The organism is Cytobacillus praedii, from assembly GCF_001439605.1.
Taxonomy (GTDB): Bacteria; Bacillota; Bacilli; order Bacillales; family Cytobacillaceae; genus Cytobacillus; species Cytobacillus praedii.
Genome location: NZ_LMBX01000039.1, coordinates 15,704 through 36,628, shown reverse-complemented (window position 1 = coordinate 36,628; position 20,925 = coordinate 15,704). Strand labels below are relative to the sequence as shown.

Genomic DNA, 20,925 nt, shown 5'->3' with positions numbered 1-20,925 from the left:
AAATAGAGAAAGGTGAATTTGAGGTCTCTCAAATTCACCTTTCTCACTATTTGAAGCTAGTTATGTCCCAGCCTCTTCTTAACGGCGATGTTCAACTAGGTCAATAACCCCTAATACTACATGTGCTAAGCCAAAACCAAAAACTGTATTGGCAATCATTTTATTTGATTTGCGCTGCTGTTTCATTGCATAACCTGCTGCAGTGACAGCAGACCCTAATGCTGTTGGTATTAGGCCTTCACGTATATTCATTGCTATTTCCCTCCACATCGCAGGTAATGGTGTACTACACCAATCTTATTTTTACCATAGCAGGCGGGAATATACTGACTTATTCATCTTTATGCTTCGGAACCTTTTCATTATTACTTATATGAAAAAATGAAAATGGACATTTGGATGATGATGAGAGATCATCGCTTAGGAAATATTGTTTCCATTCAAAATTCTCTTCGCTTCCATATAAGTGTAAATCCGGATGAATTTCTACTTTATCATAATTTACTATTCGGTTTCGTATATTTTTTCGTATCTTATTTGCTGATTCAATCTTTAAATTGAATTGTTCCAACACCCAACGCGGGGTAATAGCAAAAATAAAGTAAGGAAAATACCTGCTTCTCCTTTTCTTGTGAGAGGGTGTAGCACAATACATAAAGTACTGCTCCCCTCCAAAGCAATATTCCCAAACATGATGCTCTGGATCCCGCGGAATATGACTTGGCCATTCGATTTCGTCCAATGTACGTATCTCACTTAATAAAGACCAAAATAGCAAACGATAGTCTTCTATTGTATATTTTCTAATTAAATCTTCAGGTGTATGGAATATGGCAATTAACGATGTATAGTGACCAAAGCTTTTTGATTTTTGACCATATTTTTTAAGCATTCCAGCTAATTCAGCTGGCGTTTCTTTTAGTCTTGGGTCGCCTAAAAAGACATATCTAAAATGATTTAGTTTAAACCCTATAGTAGCAGGGATACACGGAAAGGGGTTATTGATATCCGACAGTTTTTCTTTAAAACACTTAAAGGCATCATATTGCCATTTCTTTTCTAATATACAGGGAACACTTTCAATTTGTTTTCCATCTAGAAGTTGCATAAACACCTTAGCCTCCTCCCATCCATAATATTAATTAAGATACCTAAGAGTGTTTAATTAAAGTGGAAAATAATTAATGCCCTAGATATTTCGTTCATATTATAGCGAGGAGGGATATTATGTCTTCTGCAGGAGCATTTTTGCAAGAAATGCTTGGCCTTTACGGAATCGCTTTTCTTGGGTTTATTGTTAGGAAAAAAAACATCTTAAATGAACACGCAAATGACGTTTTGACACAGTTAATTCTATATATCACATTACCTGCCCTCATCATATGTTCGTTAGATATTACATTTTCTGCTTATATAATAAAAGATTTTCTATGGCTCATGTCCATGTCCATCTATATCCTTGTCCTATCATGCTTTTTAGCAATATGGATGAAAAAACGAGCTGCTCTTGAACAGAAACAAAAAAATGTATATGAGGGCCTAATAATTTTTGGAAATCAAGGGTTTATTGGTTATGCTGTTAGTTCCATCATTTTAGAAGAACAAGGAATCATTTATTTAACAATCTTTAATTTATGTTATTTGATACTCATATGGACGTACGGACTATTCCTATTTAGTGAAAGCAAGCACAAATTCAACTGGAAACAAACCTTTTGCCATTCTGGAATATTTTCTACATTCATTGGAATTATACTTTTTCTGCTTCCATTCCATTTGCCTGTAATGGTTTCTAACATGATGGAAAGCATAGGTAACATGACCATTCCTCTCTCTATGCTGCTAATTGGAAGCTTGATCGCTAAGGTTAATTATAATGAACTATTTCTATTGATTAAAAATACCCACTTATGGAAGATGGCATTCGTTAGACTGTTATTTATCCCCTTTTTATTACTCCCATTTACTTTTTTAAACGTCCCTTTTTCATTGTTGATTATTGCTATTCTCGTATCTGGAATGCCTGCTGCACCGACAATCATACTGTTCTCACAAAAATATAACGCAGATACTTTATTTGCTTCGTTAGGTGTATTAATTACTACACTTCTATGTATCTTCACCATCCCCTTTTTATATTTAATACTAAGCATTATTTATAATCATTTTTAATGGAGGATTCGTTTTAGAAATTCAACATGCTCCCAGTCCCTATCTAAAATTTCTTCTATTAGCTGTCGGCATTCAGTATCTCAATCACTTATGACAATTTTTACAGATATTTGAATGCCCTAATATCCTTCTCCCTTTAAAGCTTTTCCAATCATTCCTTCCGTTGTCCCAGGAATCATAATCTGACTTATATCCCCATTAGCGTTAATAATCTCTTTATGTTTACTGATGTTCCTCGAGGTTTTGTTCCGTTCAGCCACTTTTGCTGGATATACTTTATGCGCTGATTAAATTCTTTGCCCTTCATTTTTGATTTCAAGGTCTATAAGTTTCTGTATGTGTTGCTCGCAGGCACAATTCCCCAAATTTTATAAAAATCTATGGAATGTTTGTATCACGTGTTGATCTTACATTCTTCACATCAAATATCAAAGGGGATATAATGGATCAAGTGAAGTATTCCAGTTTTGCATTCGGAAAGAAATTTCTCATGTAATCAAATAGATGGCTTTTCAAATCCTCTTCGTCCTCTTTTTGATAAATATATTTCCCTATCCCGTATTTCCCCCATTTGTACCGTCGTTTCTCTTCATCTAACTCTAATTTTGTCATTGGATAATTCTTTTCAATGACTCGCTTTGCCGGCTTTGTAAACCGGTGCTGAATGAACTCAAAGGTTAAATCTTCTTTCGCTTCTGGAGGCAGTTCCCTTTCTAACCGCTCAAACATATCGTAGTAACCTTCCTCCCATCCTTCATGCAGGTAAATGGGGGCAACGATAAAGCCAAGAGGATACCCTGCTCTAGCAACTTTGCCTGCCGCCTCAATTCTTTTTTCTAAAGGAGAAGTTCCCGGTTCAAAGTTCTTAATAACGTAATCAGCATTTACGCTGAAGCGAAACCTTGTTCTTCCATTATGTTTGGCATCAAGCAGATGATCCACATGATGAAACTTTGTTACAAATCTTAGCTTTCCAAGGTCTGATTTTCCAAAATGTTCAATCGCCTTTTTTAATGAATGTGTTAAATGGTCTATTCCAACAATGTCAGATGTACAGGATGCTTCAAATCTTGTTTGCTCTGGTGCTCGCTCTGCCATATATTTGTCGGCAGCTTCTAGAATTTCATCCACATTTACATAAGTACGAATGTATGGTTTACTCCCCATTGTCGTTTGTAAATAGCAATAGTGGCAATGCCCCATACACCCTGTTGCAAATGGAATGGCATATTCTGCTGAGGGCTTAGACGTATCGAACTTTAACGTTTTTCGAATACCAACGACGAGTGTCGACTTTGCCACCCGGTATCTTTGTAAATCATTTTCACCTGGAAGATTCCTTACTTGGTTGTGAGAAGTTGTATAGCGGATTTCCACATCCATTTTTTCAAACTTTTCCAGCAGTTCTTTACCTAACGGATAATCTAAACTTTGTGGCTCAAAGTATACAAGCCTAGGGGTAAATGGTTTATTCATCCCAGCACCCCTCCAGAAATATCTCCGTAATAATAATTATATGCAGCATTTGCCTCTTCTTCTGTAGAATACACAGCCATTTCGTTAGATAGAGGATAATATGTCTCATATAAAAACAATGCCAGTTCATTAGGGTTATCAGGATTATTCACTACAGCTGCTGCTTGAATATTTGCCACATCCTGTGTATGGGGATTTCGGTAGAAAACATAAACAACATCGCCGGCTTGAAAATCATTCATTCTTTCACCTCATTGATAGGGACACAATTCCTGCCCCTTTGTCCTATTATCTCTTTATAAAATTTTGCCTTTTGCTCATGAGTTTATGTTTTCTTTTTTATGGAAAGTGTGAATCAAAACCATAAGAAGTTTTTTGTTTAAAGATCTTTAATCAGCTCATAATAACTTTTGATACACCCAAATTTGTAAATGGAGTTGATTAAAAAATGACATTTGAAGCTAGGAACTCGACTGAAGCTGCACTTATTAAATATAAAGAAGGACTAGGCATGTTTACCGAAAAAATGCCTGAATTTGCAAGTCATTTTAATACATTTACTGAAGCGTGCTTTCAAGAAGGAGCACTAACTCAAAGGGAAAAGCAATTAATCGCACTTGGGATCAGTCTCCATGCTCAGGATGAGTATTGTATTATTTATCATACGAAAGGCTGTCTTGACCACGGATGTTCCGAACAAGAAATTCTTGAAGCAGTTGGAGTAACAGCTGCATTTGGCGGTGGAGCATCCATGAGTCAAGGAGTGACTCTTGTTCAGGAATGTATTGGGGAACTGAGCCAAAGAATGCAATGAAGGAGAAGGGTGCATGAGCGAGAAGGTTTTGAAGGAACAAATTGTTAAGATTATTTCTAACCATCGGACTGGAGTTCTTTCATCAATTGAAAACAATAAACCTCATTCACGATATATGACATTTTATAACGAAGGCTTAACCTTATTCACACCAACAAATATGGATACTGAAAAAATAGACGAAATAGAAAAAAACCCATCGGTTTCTATTCTCCTAGGATATGAAGATAAAGGGCTTGAAGATGCTTATGTAGAAGTTTCTGGAAAAGCATCAATAAAAGATAGTCAAGCAATCAAAACACAATTTTGGAATGCATCATTTTCTAACTGGTTCAATGGACCTGATGATCCAAATTATGTATTACTTCAAATCCAGCCAGAAGTGATCCGGCTCTTAAACAATCATGGAGGCACATCACAAGAACTGATATTGTAATGGAATGGGGACATCTTTTCTGTCCCCCATTCTATAGTAGCTGGAAGGAAGAATCATCTATAATTTCAATATTATTTTGTTGTTTTACTTCCTCCATTAGTCGAAAAAGTGCTTGATCCTTCATTTTTGCTTCGATCATACAATCAATCTGAGGGATCGACCCATTCACTTTTTTAAGGAATTCAAAAAACATAGATATATCAATATAATCTGCATGATGTCGAAATGAAGCTGCAGACTTCGGACTTGATATATGCATTTTAATTGGCAGTGGGGAATTTTTCCATGTGTTCACTATGCGTTCCCATTGTTCTTCCCAATTCGGATTTTTATGATGGGCTAGATGATGATGATAATCAAAGACAAGCGGGATTCCCAGCTTTTCACATAAGTACAAAGTATCTTCCAAGGTAAAGCTTGTATCATCATTTTCTAGCATGATCATGTCCTGTATGGATTTCGGAACTTCCATCCAATTGTCTACAAACCTTTCTAAGGATCGTTCGGTTTCCTTGTAGTTTCCTCCGACATGCATAACACATCGATGGGTATGATCAATCCCCATTCCTTTCAATAAGAAATAATGCATCTTTAATGTCTTTAATGAGTTTTTCAAAACATCCTCTTTTTGAGAATTTATTAACACAAAATGATCAGGATGAAAATCAAGCCTCATGCCATTTATTTTAGCAAAATCTCCTATTTTTTTTAACAAACTTTTAAGCGGCCTAATATAATTCCAATCTGGCAGCGCCTCATGATTAGCCAATGGAATAAGCCGAGAGGTTAAACGATAAAAATGAATAGATGAAGCAGCATTATGTTTTAAGAGTCTTAATGTATTTTCTAGATTCGAAATTGCTATCCTCTCTAACTTTCTTATAGCCGCTTCTCTGTCCTCTATCTTCTGAAATTGCGCAAAAGTCATGGTTTTCGATGGTGATGCATTTTTCAATTCCATACTCATAGCCACATACCCAAGCCTTACAATTGTCATTTTCCACTTCCTTTTAGATTAAAAATATGTGATAAAACTATGTACAATTATTTTCATTCTTTCTTCCTTGCTAGTATTACTTTGTCTGATGTAAGTATAGACTATTCCCGCATTTATACTTAATCATGAAGTCATTGCCATACTTGGTACAATGCAGTTATTGAGACATCTATTAGACTGGTACAAGTGCATCAATACTTATTAGCGCAAAACGGAATTCCTTTGATAAAGTATGTCATTATAGCTTTCCTAGCACTCATAGAAACAAATCCACCATAGTGAATCCCGTATTTGCCATTTGAGCTGCCTAATACAAATTGACATACTAACATCCATAAAACGGCCAAAAAACAGGCTAAGGAATATGGACATTTATTACTGTATCCTCCGAATAAAATTTTCTAAAGATATTATTTGCCAATAGCCTTTTAAATATGACCTAAGGCTCTATTGAAGGGTTGCTGACTATAATTAGCACATACTCCTCTTCCTTTACCACTCTAAAGTAAAGCCTTTTACTCGTTTAACTCCACGTATTGAAGCGATTTCTTCTACAAGCCTTTGCATTGCTAAGTTTTTCATCTTTGCCTCTATCATAATATCTATATCCATATTTATTTCTTTAACCATTTTCAAAAAAGGCAGGACAAACTCTTTCGAAACATAATCTGCATGGGATCGAAACGCACCTTCTGATTTCGGTGATGAAAGATGAACTTTCGGTAAAAGGTTTGTTTGTTCCCAAGTGTTAAAAATCCGCTGCAGATAGATTGAAAGGTCCACTCCTCCCTTATTTGCTAAATGATGATGATAGTCCAGGATCATTGGCATATTTTCTTTTTCGCAAGTACGGAGGGTTTCTTCTACATTAAAAGTTTTATCATCATTTTCTAAAGTTGTTATATTTTTTATTTGATTTGGCAAGTTTGTTATATTTTCGTGAAATCGATTTAAAGCCGTTTCTTTATCTCCATAGGCTCCGCCAATGTGAATATTAATGATCGCCTGCTCTAATATCCCCATTGCTTGAAGCATCGTATAATGATATTCCATATCTTTAATCGAATTCGCTGTTACTTCTTCTTTGTAACTAGTAAACAGTGTGAATTGATTAGGATGAAAGCTAGGGCGCAGCTTTAGCTGTTTTACTATTTGTCCAAGTTCTTCCCACTCCGTTTTAAAAGGTGTAACAAAATCCCACATAACCTCTGGATGCGTAGCTAATGGAACAAGCGAACTCGAAAATCGGTAAAGCTCTATTTCATTTGCCAGATTATAATACAAAATCCTTTTTGTATTATAAATATTCTGTGCAGTGACTGCCTTAAGCTTTTCTAACCGTTCTTCTTTTGGAAGTGCTGAATACCGAGTAAATGTTAGGGTTTTAGAGGGACTCGCCTCCCATAATCCTAAGGCATTCGCGACATATCCAAATCGAATCCTCATTTACATTCCCCTTTTTATAAATAACTTCTTTATTTTGTCGCATTTTGTCGATATAATTAGACAACGATTCAGACTGGAGGAATAAAAATTGCAAAGAAAAAAATCGTTAAAACGCACGCTATCATTCATATTATTATTAATAATCATTGGATTATTCATTGTGAACTCGGGATTTCTATACCTTAATTCCAAATCATCAATTAAACAAACACTAAAGGAGACTTCCATTCTTCACGCGGAAAGAATCTCCGCTGCCATTGACCCTGCTATGTATAAAAATTTCTTAGAGAATCCTGTGCAGAATAATACTTACAATAAACTCCGATTACAGCTTAATGATTTTCGCGAAAAAACAGGTGCACTTTATGTATATACACTCCAGATTGATAAGAATAATGGTACCCATATTATGATCGATGGATACCCAACTGCAGAAGAAGCTGCTGAAATCGGTGAAATGACTACAGCAACATCAATTGAGGATTTAACCCCCGTATTGGATGGAGGAACTAGCAGTACTGATATTGTCGTTGATCCTGAATATGGAGAATACATGTCAGCATTTGCACCAATTAAGGATGAAAAAGGAGCTGTCATTGGAATCGTTGGGGTTGATATGGAGGCAAATTTAGTCAATTCAATAACAAAAAAAGTATTAACGGAAACTACACCCATTTTCTTAGGAATTTCATTGCTGCTTTTGTGCATCATCATTACTGTTACATATAAATTTTTTGGAAAAAAGCTATCGCCATTAACCCAGATAAGCAAGGCTGCATCAACTATCGCAACTGGTGATCTTGTAAAGGCAAATAGCCAATTATTGAAAATTAAAAATCAAGCCAATGATGAAATTGGATTACTTCACAAAGCGATGAGCAGCATGACCAGCACGCTTGAAGAAATTGTAAACCAAATGCAAACATTATCGGTCAATGTAAATAATCAAAGTATTAGTTTATTAAACGGGTCAACTGAGCTAAATGATGGTACGATTCAAATAGCAAAGACAATGGATGAAATGGCATCTGGAGCTGAATCTCAAGCCTCACTTGCAATGGTCTTTGCTGAAAATATGAGAGAATTTTCAAATTCAATTAATCAAACAAACAAAAATGGAAAAGAGCTGCAAGAAGCGCATGAGGAGATTACACAATCCGCATCAGCCGGCATTAGCCTTATGAATCATACTATTGAGTCAATGGATGATATCTACAAGAAGATTTCTTTGTCAGCCTCTGATGTACAAAAACTAGATTCACATACCAAGGAAGTGTCATCACTTGTTTCTTTCATAAGAAATATTGCAGAACAAACGAACCTGCTTGCATTAAATGCAGCCATTGAAGCTGCAAGAGCTGGAGAGCACGGAAAGGGATTTGCAATCGTTGCAACTGAGGTGAAAAAGTTAGCCGAACAAGTATCCAACTCTGTTGATGGAATTCACTCTATCGTTGAAAAGGTGGAGAGTAACACGAATGATATGGTCACCCACATGAAAGACGGATTAGATGCAGTTGTTGCAGGCCAGAATTATTTAAGTGAAACAGGAAAGGCATTCATTGAAATCTCAACTATCATTTCAAATATGAATCACTTAGTTACTGATATGTATAACGAATTACAGTCTATCACAAATAAACAGCAGCTGATGGCGAACTCAATTGAAGAAATCGCGGCCATTTCAGAAGAAAATGCGGCGGGAATTGAACAAGTGGCAGCATCTTCCCAGCAAATGAACAGCTCAACGATGGAAATTAAATCCTTAGCCAACAGCCTTAGCCACATGTCAAATGATTTAAAAACAATAAATGAGAAATTTAAGGTCTAATTTCTAGTCTTTCTATTACCTATTGCGACCGAGGGCAGTACGCTACCCTCGGTCTTTTCTATTATCCAATCAAAATTTTCCCCTCTGGGTAATGAAAAGAATCTTTTCTACGCCTCATGGTTATTGCAAGGGCAATTGTCAGCGGGCCAAGTCTTCCTGCAAACATCGTTAAAACAATCAAAATTTTGCCCAATGGTGATAGGTCTGGAGTTAATCCCATGGACAGCCCAACAGTTCCAAATGCAGATACAGCTTCAAAAAGATACATAATAAAATTATGTCCCCTATCTGTAATTGAAAGAATCATGGTCACAATAACGACAATAAATAATCCAATTACGGTAACAGTCAATGCTTTTAATATTGTTTCCAGAGCAATTTTCCGTCTGAATAGAACAACATCTTCTTTACCTCTAATTTGAGTCCAGACCGCAGCAACTAAAACGGCCAAGGTTGTAATTTTTATCCCACCTGCAGTTGACCCTGAACCAGCACCTATAAACATCAACATGATAATCAGTAATAAAGCGGAATGCGTTAAATCACCAATCGGCAGCGTATTTGCCCCTGCGGTTCTTGCTGTTACACTTTGAAACAAGGAGCCCAGTATCTTTCCTTGAAAGGATAATGGCTCTAGTGTTTTTACATTTCCGTATTCAATTAGGAAAATAAAAATAGCTGCTCCAATCGTGAGCATCAAAGTTGCATAAATAACAACTTTTGAATGGAGAGTTAATCTGCGGCTTACCCTATATTCATACAAATCATTCATAACAAGAAAGCCTAATCCTCCAAGAGTAATTAGCCCACAAATAGTAAGGACAACAGTTGGGTCATTTACATAGGACGTTAAACTCTGGAATCCTCCCATTAGATCAAAACCAGCGTTATTAAAATTAGATATGGCATGAAAGAATCCATAATAAATAGCTTTCCCAACTGGCATTTCAAAAGAAAAACGAATAGAAAGAATAATTCCGCCAAGTATCTCAATTACAGCAGTAAAAATCAGAATTCTCTTCACTAACCTTACGACACCTGCAATGGACAGATGATTAACAGCCTCCTTTAAAAGGAGTCTATCTTTCAAAGAAATTCTTTTTCCAAGAAGAAGAAATAAAAAAGTGGCAAAAGTCATAAATCCTAAACCGCCCACTTGAATGAGAAATAAGATCACCAATTCACCAAAAACCGTAAAAGTATCACCAGTATCAACAACTACTAGCCCTGTTACACAAGTAGCGGAAGTGGCAGTAAATAGAGCATTTATGAATGAAAGACCTTTACCATTTTCTGTAGCAATAGGGGTTGTCAATAGAATTGCACCAATTAAAATGACTCCTGCAAAGCCCAAAACTAGAAATTTGGGAGGATCAAGATTGAACTTTTGTTTTTTCATTGTTATCTCCTGACTGCTTTGACTATATTTTTATCCCATCAATCGTACACAAAAAGACCATGAGAACTTTTCTCCGAAATGAAGCATGCAATAGTTATCATAGTCATTGTCGTGTATTTCATAACACGCTTTGACTGTCAAATATTGCAAAACCACATTTTTTTAAAATGAGAAAGTAATCATGGTCTACTTAACGCCCAGCAAGTCACTAAACTCTCTTTGCGTTCCGTCTTCCAAGAAAATTATTTATTGTCCAAAAAATTATGCAATCGAATGTTTCGGAAAACTTTGTGACAAGTTGGGCTATGTATAGCTCCACAAGGAATCCTCCGGCAGCATTCCACACGATAAGCGAAACCTTATAGGAGGAGCGCCTCCCCCTCGATGTCACATATAAATCCTCCCAGAAAGGGAAGTACATCTTTTCGTGATACTCGCCTTGTTCTAGTCAGGGATGATCAAGCCACTTTTCACATTTGTTCATCATACGCATAATAAAAAGACCTACATATTAGTCAGGCTGCTCCCTTGCTTTCACACACAACAAAAAAGCCCCCTGAATTAAGGTGGTCTTATGACCTCCTTCGCTTTAGCCGACGAAGTTAGCTGACGGGTAGGATGGCGAAAGAGTATCTCATCCCTTCTGCATGCAGAATTAACCCCCTAAAATGGGTCCTCCGTTCTCAATCATTGAGATTTGGCCGATATCAAATTATTATTTATGGAAGTATTCTACTCCTGATATAATTCTTTGTAAACCCCTTTTTTTAAAAAAAAGAACCCTATTTAGCCATTTTCAGTCATTTACATCAGATCGCTCAATGAAAACTCAGCTTTGCTCATTATTCCTTTGTTTTTCGAAAACATAATCATCATAATTTTATCTTGACAAGAATGAAGCGTGGACATTATGATAAATTCCATGAAATCCAGAAGATTAATGGAGGCATTATGTTACATTCAAAAAAGAAATTAGAAGCTGAGATAAGTGGAGCATTTATTAAATTCCAGCGTAATCTAATCGGCAGAGGACCACAGGAAGCCAAAACGTATATTATCAATGATATGCTAATCATCCGTTTTAAAGGGGTCCTTACTGTTGAAGAAAAGCATCTTGTCCACAATTCTTCTGGAAAAAAACTCGTAAAACAAATGCGGTCGCTCCTCCGTGAAATGTATAGTGAAGATTATGAAAATATTATCGAACATCTCACTGGCTGCAAAGTTCTTTCTTCACATAGTGATATTAGTACGAAAACTGGAGAAAGAATTGAAGTATTTATTATGGATAAAGACTTAGAGAAATGTTTAGAAATCGGTTCATAAATGCTTTTACATGTAAATATTAATTACTAGATCAATAACTTAACATAGCATACTTTCAAATTATTTATAAAAGGCGGGAAAACATGAGGAAATCCTCTTGTAGATTTATTGTAAATGCTGTCGGAAAAGGCGGTCAAACATATTTAACCCATTGCCAGGACAAACATGAACTGAAGAAATGGTTAGCAGATCACCAGGAGGATTTACTTATGAATGAGTTAAAAATCATTGATAGGAAAATGCATCCGTTGCTAAAACTATTTACTAGAAAAATATAAACATTACAATCTATGGATTATAGCACGCCTGTCAAAACTTCTTTATTGTGAAAGTGTTTTGATAGGTTTTTTCATATTCGTTTTCTATTTAAAGGGATCTTAATAATTTATTATAGGTACTAAATAAAAATTTCAAACGTTGTCCCAAGTCTTAATCTTTTGCCGTTACTTTGTTTATTTTTTAATCACATAATGCCATTTCACTCAACATTCTATATTAGTGAACAAAATTATAAATGAAAAGCAGACAAGGCAAAAACTCTCCCTCTGAGTTTTTGCCTTGTCTGCTTTTTTAGTCATAATCATTTTGGGCTTTGGCTGGCAGATCTTCCATAGGTCATAAATCTCCATACCTTCTCCAGGGGTCCCATTTTAAAGTACTTAAACCAAATGATACTAAAGATGATTTGAATCGCATATATCAAAATCGAAATGATGACAATATCATTTGGTAACACAGCCTCGAGACCTAATATTGAGATGATCACCTGCCCAAGAATGCTTTGTGCTACATAATTCGTAAAAGCCATTTGACCACACGCGCAATTGGCTGGAGGAATTTCCTAATGAGTTTATTTTCTAAGATTAAAAATAAGGTAGACAAGTAAAATAAAGTCGTAGGCAATACTCCTAATGCAATGATTGTATTAAGACTTTGGCTATTCATTTGTGAAGAAACCCATATCCAAATAGAGAATCCAATAAATAGAGGCACTGTCCCCGCTTGTATCCATTTAATTTGTTTGGACCAATTGCTAATATGACTAATCCATTCTGCTTTTGCAGCCAAAAATCCTGATAAGAACATAATGAAGATGGCAATTACATCATTAGAAAGAAACGTAATAAAATTAGTTAATAAACCCATAACCGATGCAAATAGCATCATTAGGTTCGAAATAATATGAAGACTACCCCAAGCCATTTACCTATTGTCGATATCTTTGCATGGTAAAAACGGATAAGAAATAAACCAATGATGGCATATACCGCTAGGATCGAACCCCAAAAAATAAATATATGAATACTTCCCAGCAATAATAGTGCCATTAAACGTCGGAAAAATCGTAATCTTGGCTCGTCTCCACGACTTTCAGCGCGGGAAGCAAATATATAAAACCCAACTCCAAATAAAAATGAAAAAGTCGAGAAGAATTTCTTTTCTATAAAGACTTTGATTAGAGTGTCAATCATGCCATTTATCCCGCTATAATCTGGCATGGGCCCCCCTTCTATAAGTACCTGAAATGCTCCTACATTAATAAATAAAATACCAAATAACGCAATTCTGCGAATAATGTCTAATGAAATGATTCTTTTTTTCTGTGTAATTGATGGATTCATTCTGTATAACTGCTTAAAAATTGTTTTATAATTGTATAATCATCTTAGCTCGCCTACCTTACACTAAATTTATGTGAACCTTACATTAACCTTAAATAAAAATGGGGTGATAAAAATGAAAAAACTAATCTTTCTCTCATTGTTATTTGCTATTTGCTTCTTCCTTTTATTATTTCCATTTTTTATTCAATTGGTTTCCTATCTGCATCCAATTGTATTGGCTGTAGTTTTCTTCTGTCTTTTTATCGTCATCCTGTTTATCCTTTTGTTCATGTATAAGAAAACCATTTATATACATCATTCACTTTTTTTATGGATATTCATTTTCTATACTTTTGCACTGCTGCTTTTATTATTTTTTCGGCCGAATAATCAAGTTTATGACTCAATTAACCTAATTCCATTTTCCACAATCTACTATTATCTTAACGGGAATGTGAAATGGATTGTCTCTTTTTATAATTTAACAGCAAATATTGGCTTGTTTATTCCATATGGTATTTTATTGATGGAGAAAAACTTATCCACTCTCTGGCTGCTTTTGATACCTATTGCATTCATCTCTTTAATAGAGACCATGCAATTTATCACCCATCGTGGCAGTTTAGATATTGATGATTTAATTTTAAATGTGCTTGGAATTTTTATCGGTTATTTACTTTATCCTGCATTCAAAAGAATATTCAGGCTCTATTAAACAGGAAAACCCGTCCACTTTTACTCAGTGCGAACGGGTTTATTTTCTCTTAATCAACTAATGATTTACTATTCGGTTATTATTTTTTTGAAAAAAAGAAAGCCAAAGAATGAGAATCCCAATTAATAGTAAGCCACTTGCAAGTAAAAGGCCACCTGTATCAAAAGTCAATCTTGGAAAATCAAGCCATTGAAAAAGGCCTTGACCAAATAACAGCAGTTTATTTAGAAGAAATCCTGCAAAAAATATAGAAAAACCAAGAATAGATAACCATTTAGTAGTGATTATATTCAACATCTGATATTGAGCTAAAATAAAAATACTAACAAAGCCTAATAAAGTAAAATGCAAATAACCTATAACAATACTTCTTGTATCATAGATTAAATTTGCTAATGTAGGCGATATTAATCCTAACTCCATTGTACTTTTAAAAAACAATAACAAAAAGGTTATGTACAGACAAGTTATAGTGAATTTTGATAAATGGCGGGCAAGCTCCCCCCAAATCGTTTTAAAAGCAGCCAAGGTAAATATAACTCCAATCCATTGTCCTATACTTCCTATAGCCGCAAGAATCATACCAAATTCACCTAAATCCACCCACAAAATACTAGAAAAATACCCCGGGAACAAGGAAAGCATATAAAACCAAAATCCATAGGTAATATAAGAGCTTTGAATGAAAATATTTTTCGAATGAACAAGAATGATAAACATGCCGACTAAGAATAAATAAAGCCAGCCATTGTATTGAAAGTGCAAATAAAAATAAATCGCAACATCAAAGAATATCGAATCCTTCATCCCGTTTGCCGAAATATATCCAAGTGAAAATGGACCAAAGGATGAGATAACTAATGTTAATAATGAGGCTTTAATAAATAATAGACCTGACTTTGGCACTTCATTCTGAATTTTTAATTGCCGTATTATAAATACCGCTGCCCAATACTCTACAAAAATATGAATACTAGACATAACGATAGAAATGATGCCGTACCCTTGGTATAAGAAAGCGGCAAACATCAAAAGGGATGTAAAAAATAACATAATGGTCAACGCGATTGCCTGATTCCTCTGCCTAATCGTACGCCAATATACAGACAGGAAAATAATAAACGCACCCAAAAATGCCCATCCTAGAATAGCTAAATGGGAATGCCCATGAAGCACATTTGTATACGGAATCGAAGTAGTCGGATTAAATGGGACAAAACGCATCCATACACCTGACAAAGCTGTTAGCGTAAAAAAGAAGAAAGTAAAATGAACGAATAATCTTGGCACTGCTCTCTACTCCTTAATATTATTACTTGCGATATGTTTTAGCCTTACTAAAAGTTCATCCGAATTTTCTGCTGCAATGAATTCACCGTCCACAATCGCATATGGAGATTTCTTGCATTGCTCACATTTGCTTTGACAGCTGTATTCCTTATATTGAATATGATTCTGATTCAGGAAACGCTCATAATCAGAGCTATTTTCTTCGGTTAAAAACCGATCTAGATTTTTTTCACAAAAATCAATTTGTATCTTTTTTTGTTTTGAAAATAATTTACTCAATCGTTTCATAGCAGTCACATTCCTTATTAAGTTGGAATCTTTTTATAAACCATATAATTATTAACTTTATTAAATATATCTCTAAATTAATTAGGCAATCAAATATTTCGTTTTTCTAACACACTTAAATTTACAATAAAGCTCAATAATTTCACATAAAGTTCAGAATTTCAATTTTCCTGTACAAAAAATGGCGCTTATCCATTAAGGATAGCGCCTGATTAAAATGGGAAAAATAACGGAATGATAAACATCATTACAATGAACATGACTATTTGTAAGGGAATTCCTATCTTTAAAAAGTCACTGAATTTATATCCTCCCGCAGTCATGACCATTGCATTTGTTGGTGATGCAACAGGAGTTGCAAACGCCATGCTCGCTGCAGCCGCAACCGTTATTAAGAATGGATAGGGGCTAACCCCGATATTCATAGCCGCATTCATCGCAATTGGAGCAAATAACACCGCAGTTGCCGTATTACTAATAAATTGGCCGAAAACCATTGTAATTAAATATATACCAGCTAACACACCTAATGGTCCATACCCGCCAGCTACATCTATGATTCCTTCTGAAAGAACCACCATTCCCCCTGTTTTTTCTAATGCCGTTGCTACAGGCAGCATGCAGGCGATTAACACAATACTTTCCCAATTCAAATGCCCATAGGCATCATCCATATTTCGTAAACACCCAGTGATGATCATAAGAACAGCACCGATTAATACAGAAATAACAGTTGGAAAAACTTCCAGAATCATCATTGCAATCATTAGAAGCATAATTCCACCAGCAATTGGTGCTTTCCCATTTGCTGCTGCCATGCTTGCGTGCTCTTTCGGCTGACCAACGACCACAACATTTTTGGTTTCTCTTGAAAGCAACTCGATTTCTTCCCATGAGCCTTGTACAAGGAGAGCATCTCCAAAACGAAGCCGTACATTGGACATATCCTTTAAAATATATGTGCCTTTTCGATTAATACCAATAATATTCAAATTATATTTTTCTCTAAACCCTATATCCTCAATCGTTTCATTAATCAAACTTGATTGTGGTGTTAACAGCACCTCAGCAATTCCAAGTTGACTTGATACTAAATCATTTTTTGATTGATCTGTTTCAAATACTAGCTGATAATCTTTGGCTAATTTCTCCACTTGGCTTTTCGATCCTTGAATATAGAGAATATCCTTGCCGTGTATGACACTCTTTGGTCCAGCCATTTCTTGATAGGTAATAGGTAAAAGATTCCTGCCCTCAGCTGATTTACGGTCAATTTTCAATATACAAAGATGATAATCTGCTGGAATTTTCAATTCAGATAATGGCCGATCCACCATCGGCGACTCATTTAGTACTTGAACACGATGTAAGTTCTCTTCCAAATGATAATGTTGAATGAGTTCCTTTGGAGACAGTTGAGTATTACTAATTTGTTTCTTATTGTTGCTATTTGGCAGCAGGACTTTTCTGACAATCATTAAATAAATAATTCCTGTTATGACAGCCGCAATACCGACTGGCGTAATATCAAAAAAACGAAGTCGCTCAAAACCATGATCAACAAGAACTTGACTGACAATTAAATTGGGGGGAGAAGCGATTAGTGTTAATAATCCTGATAGGCTCGCAACATAAGAAAGTGGAATCAAAAACTTTGATGAGCTCACCTTCATACTAACAGCAATGCTGATAACAACTGGCAGCATAATGGCTACCGTCCCCGTGTTGCTCATAAAGGCGCCTACTGCAGCAACAATGACTAGCAAGAGAAAAAATAACTTTTTCTCACTATTACCTGTCCAGCGTAAAAGCAAATTACTTGCCTTACGGGCAAGCCCTGTACGAAGAATGCCTGCTCCTACAACAAATAATGCTGCAATCATAATTACAACTGAATTCGAAAAGCCCGCCAGTGCTTCAGCCGGATCTAAGATACCTGTCATAACAAATGCAAGCAATGCGATAAGGCTAACTAAATCCGCACGTACACGATTACTCATAAAAAGAAAGATTGTAAGACCTAAAATGACAAATGTTAATATAAGCTGCATTTTATAAGTAAACCCTTTCTGTTGAAATCATCTGATGAATAGGCTGCTGTACTACCGTTCTCCTATCTATTTCATTATAAGTATTGTTCTCAAGAAAATCATTTTGCTACTGCAAAGTTCATAAATTGTATACAAACGTCTTTTATCTAGATATATGGACAAAGAAAACCATCATTGTAATGAATGGCCGTTATGTTACATCAACGGCCATAATTTAGATATTCTATAATTATCCCATACCAAGATGGTTGTTTTCTTCAGAAGAAACTTCCATTGTACGAATTTCATAGCTTTCCAATCCTGATGTGATAAACGGATCGGATTCAGCTACTGCTTTTGCTTCTTCCATTGATTCTGCTCGAATAATAACCATACCGCCTTTATAGTCAAGAAATGGGCCGCACAGCACTAACTGATTCTTTTCCTCCAGTTTCCTTAAGAATGAAATATGTTTACGGATGACTGGTTCAGTTAGCTTTTTCCCATGATTAATAGATAATAATATAACATAAAGAACATCACTATTTTTATTGGTGCTGCTTTCCATTAGATTACCTCCATCTAATCTAGGTTATACTACATTGTTAAGCTACTTTAGTTTAATAATTCTTTGATTGGAGCTTCCACGGAATGGCAGTGTAATATCTCTTTTCTCTATTATAAAGGGTCCATCCACTAACACATCGCAATATTCCAACAATTCACCGACATGTTTATCCTCGCTGCTTTTTAACTGTTCAATTTTATATCCAGTATACATCCAAATATTTTTATTAAGTTTTTTTAATTCCCTTGCAAGTTCTTTTACCTCTTTTGCCTGGCAGAATGGTTCTCCTCCCGAAAAAGTAATATCAGTGAGTGGATTTGACAGTACTTCATCCATTATCTCCTGCACGGACATTTCTTTTCCGTTTTTAAGATTCCAGCTCTCAGGATTATGACAGCCGAAGCAATGATGTGGACATCCTGCAAAAAATATTACAGTTCTTAATCCCTCTCCATCAACTACAGAATCATGATGGATACCCATAACCTTCATAAATGTTTTACCCGATTTTTTTCTTCATGTTTTTTAGCACTATTCCACTTAGACATATCACCTACTAAATATCCAGTAATGCGCCGAATTCTAGAAATTTCCGATTCTTCAGTCGTATGACAGCTTGGACACTCGTTATGAATAATGCCAGAATAGCTGCACTTCTTGCAGTAGTCTATTGGATGATTGATAGAACCGTAGCCAATCCTATTATCGTACATGGCTTTTACTAACTGATCTATGGCTTGAAGATTATTTTTTAAAAACCCATCACATTCGATATATGTAATATGGCCAGCATTACATAGTTCATGAAAGGGTCCTTCTTTCCTAATTTTATCAATCGCCTTAATTGGATAATAGACAGGGATATGAAAAGAATTAGTATAGTAAGATCGATCCGTTATATCCTTCAATTCCCCAAAGTCCACTTGATCTCTTTTCGTAAATTTTCCTGATAAACCTTCGGCAGGTGTAGCAATTAGTGTGAAATTTAGGTTATGCCGTTCGGCAGCTAGATCCGCCTTTGTTCTTAGAAATTTAACAATTTTATAACCAAGTTCCCAAGCGTGATGATTCTCCCCATGATGAGTGCCAATTAATGCTTTTAAAGCTTCGGCAAGTCCAATAAATCCAATGGACAAGGTTCCCTGCAAGAGGACATTTTCAAGCGTATCCTCTCTGCCAAGCTCCTCACCTCCACGCCATATCCCCTGGGAATATAAAAAGGCAAAATCTTGTGCCCTCTTCTTACTCTGATATAAGAATCGCTCGTATAATTGCTGAATGACAATTTCACAATAATAATTCAGTTTATTAAAAAATTGCTCCTCCTTATTACTGGTTAACGCTATTCTTACAAGGTTTATACTAGTAAAGGAGAGATTTCCGCGCCCGATGCTATTTTCCTCTCCATGGCGATTTGCCATTACCCTTGTACGGCATCCCATATAGGAAATTTCACTTTCTGGCGTGCCATCGTAATATTTATGATTAAAGGGAGCATCTATAAAACTGAAATTTGGAAAAAGACGCTTAGCTGTTGTTTCCAAAGCCAATTGGTATAAATCATAATTTGGTTCATCAGGTTCAAAGTTTATTCCCTTTTTCACCTTAAATATTTGAATAGGAAAGATCGGAGTTTCTCCTTTTCCCAGCCCCCTTTGTGTAGCTAATAGGATATTCTTAGTAATCATCCTGCCCTCTGCTGACGTATCTGTCCCATAATTTATTGAGATAAATGGAACTTGTGAACCTCCACGTGAATGCATGGAGTTGCTATTATGAATAAACGCTTCACATGCCTGAAATACATCTTGATCTGTTTCCTTCCATGCAATTATTTCTATTTCTTTGGATGTATATGATGTTTTATATTCATTGATCCTTCGAAAATGTTTTTCAAAGGTTAATTTAACATAGGGCGCTAAATCATAATCAAACATCGGGTAAGCTTGTCCACCATGCTGCATATTTTGATTTGCCTGTAAAATAATTGATGCCAAAGCTAATGCACTTTTGATCGTTTGCGGAGGTCTCATATATCCATGTCCTGTATTAAATCCGTCTGCAAGAAGTTTACCAAGTGGGATTTGACAGCAAGTTGTCGTACCCATTGGCATGTAATCCAGATCATGGATATGAATATAATTATCCAATACGGAATTTTTTATAGGCTCCGACAATTGATGCTCCACTGCATAGTATTTAGCAGATTCACTTCCAAATTTATTCATTTGCCCCATTGGTGATCTTCCGTCCATATTCGCATTCTCATTCATTATTTCTTGATCTGAAGCATTTGTTATTTTCTCAAAACTCTTAATTAATTCCCATGTGCTTTTGTTTACCTTGTAGCTTAATTGTCCCATTTTTATTCCCCCATCAATTCAATTTCCTAAAATTTATTTACGTGGTTTGCTTTCTAACCTCCTTACATTTACTTAACCAAGATGTATCCAAGGAAAATAGGTGAATAAAAAAACCACTTCTCTTTAGAGAAATGGCTGAGATCACGTTGACATACTTGCAGAAAAATTCT

Annotated in this window: 23 protein-coding genes and 1 riboswitch; of the genes, 7 read left to right on the top strand and 16 right to left on the bottom strand. The window is 35.6% G+C overall.

Features of this window, described 5'->3' with window-relative positions:
* Window positions 1–78: 78 nt before the first annotated feature.
* Window positions 79–252 (bottom strand): hypothetical protein, encoded by a 174-nt coding sequence (locus tag ASU02_RS24235; RefSeq protein ID WP_057767997.1) that lies wholly within the window; start codon window positions 250–252, stop codon window positions 79–81.
* Window positions 253–331: 79 nt separating this feature from the next.
* A complete protein-coding gene (locus tag ASU02_RS24230; RefSeq protein WP_057767996.1) occupies window positions 332–1,108 on the bottom strand; it encodes a YqcI/YcgG family protein in 777 nt (258 codons plus the stop codon).
* A 119-nt stretch (window positions 1,109–1,227) separates the two neighbouring features.
* Here ASU02_RS24230 and ASU02_RS24225 point away from each other — a divergent pair, with 119 nt between their 5' ends.
* The gene (locus ASU02_RS24225) at window positions 1,228–2,172 is read left to right on the top strand and encodes an AEC family transporter (RefSeq protein WP_057767995.1); all 945 of its coding nucleotides are present in this window, start codon (window positions 1,228–1,230) and stop codon (window positions 2,170–2,172) included.
* A 447-nt stretch (window positions 2,173–2,619) separates the two neighbouring features.
* Here ASU02_RS24225 and splB read toward each other — a convergent pair whose 3' ends face one another.
* Both splB and ASU02_RS24215 read right to left on the bottom strand, forming a co-directional pair.
* Entirely contained in the window at window positions 2,620–3,648 is a 1,029-nt protein-coding gene (gene splB, locus ASU02_RS24220) for a spore photoproduct lyase (RefSeq protein WP_057767994.1), read from the bottom strand.
* Window positions 3,645–3,890: a transcriptional regulator SplA domain-containing protein gene (locus tag ASU02_RS24215; RefSeq protein ID WP_057767993.1), complete on the bottom strand. Its 246-nt coding sequence runs from the start codon at window positions 3,888–3,890 to the stop codon at window positions 3,645–3,647. Before ASU02_RS24215 ends, splB begins: the two co-directional genes overlap by 4 nt.
* Before the next feature lie 206 nt (window positions 3,891–4,096).
* Between ASU02_RS24215 and ASU02_RS24210 the strand changes: the two genes are divergently transcribed.
* Both ASU02_RS24210 and ASU02_RS24205 read left to right on the top strand, forming a co-directional pair.
* Window positions 4,097–4,462, top strand: a complete 366-nt coding sequence (locus tag ASU02_RS24210; protein WP_057767992.1) for a carboxymuconolactone decarboxylase family protein — start codon at window positions 4,097–4,099, stop codon at window positions 4,460–4,462.
* Window positions 4,463–4,475: 13 nt separating this feature from the next.
* A complete protein-coding gene (locus tag ASU02_RS24205; RefSeq protein ID WP_057767991.1) occupies window positions 4,476–4,898 on the top strand; it encodes a pyridoxamine 5'-phosphate oxidase family protein in 423 nt (140 codons plus the stop codon).
* A 31-nt stretch (window positions 4,899–4,929) separates the two neighbouring features.
* Here the strand turns inward: ASU02_RS24205 and uvsE (ASU02_RS24200) are convergent, their stop codons facing one another.
* Both uvsE (ASU02_RS24200) and uvsE (ASU02_RS24195) read right to left on the bottom strand, forming a co-directional pair.
* Window positions 4,930–5,895: a UV DNA damage repair endonuclease UvsE gene (uvsE, locus tag ASU02_RS24200; protein ID WP_057767990.1), complete on the bottom strand. Its 966-nt coding sequence runs from the start codon at window positions 5,893–5,895 to the stop codon at window positions 4,930–4,932.
* Window positions 5,896–6,387: 492 nt separating this feature from the next.
* On the bottom strand, window positions 6,388–7,341 hold the full coding sequence (gene uvsE / locus ASU02_RS24195; RefSeq protein ID WP_057767989.1) for a UV DNA damage repair endonuclease UvsE: 954 nt from the start codon (window positions 7,339–7,341) through the stop codon (window positions 6,388–6,390).
* A gap of 88 nt (window positions 7,342–7,429) precedes the next feature.
* Between uvsE (ASU02_RS24195) and ASU02_RS24190 the strand changes: the two genes are divergently transcribed.
* Complete coding sequence (locus ASU02_RS24190; protein WP_057767988.1) at window positions 7,430–9,172, top strand: methyl-accepting chemotaxis protein; 1,743 nt, start codon at window positions 7,430–7,432, stop codon at window positions 9,170–9,172.
* 61 nt (window positions 9,173–9,233) lie between these two features.
* Here ASU02_RS24190 and ASU02_RS24185 read toward each other — a convergent pair whose 3' ends face one another.
* The gene (locus ASU02_RS24185; protein ID WP_057767987.1) at window positions 9,234–10,571 is read right to left on the bottom strand and encodes a TrkH family potassium uptake protein; all 1,338 of its coding nucleotides are present in this window, start codon (window positions 10,569–10,571) and stop codon (window positions 9,234–9,236) included.
* 576 nt (window positions 10,572–11,147) lie between these two features.
* A riboswitch (cyclic di-AMP (ydaO/yuaA leader) is annotated at window positions 11,148–11,284 on the bottom strand.
* Window positions 11,285–11,522: 238 nt separating this feature from the next.
* On the opposite strand from ASU02_RS24185, the gene ASU02_RS24175 reads away from it, so the two are divergent.
* Together ASU02_RS24175 and ASU02_RS24170 are read left to right on the top strand one after the other, a co-directional pair.
* On the top strand, window positions 11,523–11,897 hold the full coding sequence (locus tag ASU02_RS24175; protein WP_408607312.1) for a DUF2294 domain-containing protein: 375 nt from the start codon (window positions 11,523–11,525) through the stop codon (window positions 11,895–11,897).
* Between the two features lie 83 nt (window positions 11,898–11,980).
* Window positions 11,981–12,175 carry a hypothetical protein gene (locus ASU02_RS24170; protein ID WP_057767985.1) on the top strand — a complete coding sequence of 65 codons (195 nt, stop codon included), beginning with the start codon at window positions 11,981–11,983 and terminating at the stop codon, window positions 12,173–12,175.
* 302 nt (window positions 12,176–12,477) lie between these two features.
* Here the strand turns inward: ASU02_RS24170 and ASU02_RS27150 are convergent, their stop codons facing one another.
* From ASU02_RS27150 to ASU02_RS27140, 3 genes are read right to left on the bottom strand one after another with little or no spacing between them, the layout of a single operon-like run.
* Complete coding sequence (locus ASU02_RS27150; RefSeq protein WP_232426336.1) at window positions 12,478–12,705, bottom strand: DUF418 domain-containing protein; 228 nt, start codon at window positions 12,703–12,705, stop codon at window positions 12,478–12,480.
* Window positions 12,684–13,100 (bottom strand): hypothetical protein, encoded by a 417-nt coding sequence (locus ASU02_RS27145; protein WP_232426335.1) that lies wholly within the window; start codon window positions 13,098–13,100, stop codon window positions 12,684–12,686. Before ASU02_RS27145 ends, ASU02_RS27150 begins: the two co-directional genes overlap by 22 nt.
* Window positions 13,064–13,519, bottom strand: a complete 456-nt coding sequence (locus tag ASU02_RS27140; protein WP_232426334.1) for a DUF418 domain-containing protein — start codon at window positions 13,517–13,519, stop codon at window positions 13,064–13,066. The genes ASU02_RS27145 and ASU02_RS27140 overlap by 37 nt, the downstream gene beginning before the upstream one ends.
* A 115-nt stretch (window positions 13,520–13,634) precedes the next feature.
* On the opposite strand from ASU02_RS27140, the gene ASU02_RS24160 reads away from it, so the two are divergent.
* Window positions 13,635–14,216: a VanZ family protein gene (locus tag ASU02_RS24160; RefSeq protein WP_057767984.1), complete on the top strand. Its 582-nt coding sequence runs from the start codon at window positions 13,635–13,637 to the stop codon at window positions 14,214–14,216.
* Between the two features lie 57 nt (window positions 14,217–14,273).
* Here ASU02_RS24160 and ASU02_RS24155 read toward each other — a convergent pair whose 3' ends face one another.
* The 6 genes from ASU02_RS24155 to ASU02_RS24130 form a co-directional block, all read right to left on the bottom strand.
* Window positions 14,274–15,506, bottom strand: coding sequence for a hypothetical protein (locus tag ASU02_RS24155; RefSeq protein WP_057767983.1), 1,233 nt, complete (start codon window positions 15,504–15,506; stop codon window positions 14,274–14,276).
* A 6-nt stretch (window positions 15,507–15,512) separates the two neighbouring features.
* Window positions 15,513–15,794, bottom strand: coding sequence for a DUF1450 domain-containing protein (locus ASU02_RS24150; protein WP_057767982.1), 282 nt, complete (start codon window positions 15,792–15,794; stop codon window positions 15,513–15,515).
* Window positions 15,795–16,006: 212 nt separating this feature from the next.
* A complete protein-coding gene (locus ASU02_RS24145; RefSeq protein WP_057767981.1) occupies window positions 16,007–17,845 on the bottom strand; it encodes an SLC13 family permease in 1,839 nt (612 codons plus the stop codon).
* 229 nt (window positions 17,846–18,074) lie between these two features.
* Complete coding sequence (locus tag ASU02_RS24140; RefSeq protein WP_057767980.1) at window positions 18,075–18,392, bottom strand: YciI family protein; 318 nt, start codon at window positions 18,390–18,392, stop codon at window positions 18,075–18,077.
* Window positions 18,393–18,434: 42 nt separating this feature from the next.
* Window positions 18,435–18,884 (bottom strand): anaerobic ribonucleoside-triphosphate reductase activating protein, encoded by a 450-nt coding sequence (gene nrdG, locus ASU02_RS24135; protein ID WP_057767979.1) that lies wholly within the window; start codon window positions 18,882–18,884, stop codon window positions 18,435–18,437.
* Window positions 18,881–20,755: an anaerobic ribonucleoside triphosphate reductase gene (locus ASU02_RS24130; protein ID WP_057767978.1), complete on the bottom strand. Its 1,875-nt coding sequence runs from the start codon at window positions 20,753–20,755 to the stop codon at window positions 18,881–18,883. The genes nrdG and ASU02_RS24130 overlap by 4 nt, the downstream gene beginning before the upstream one ends.
* Window positions 20,756–20,925 lie beyond the last annotated feature (170 nt).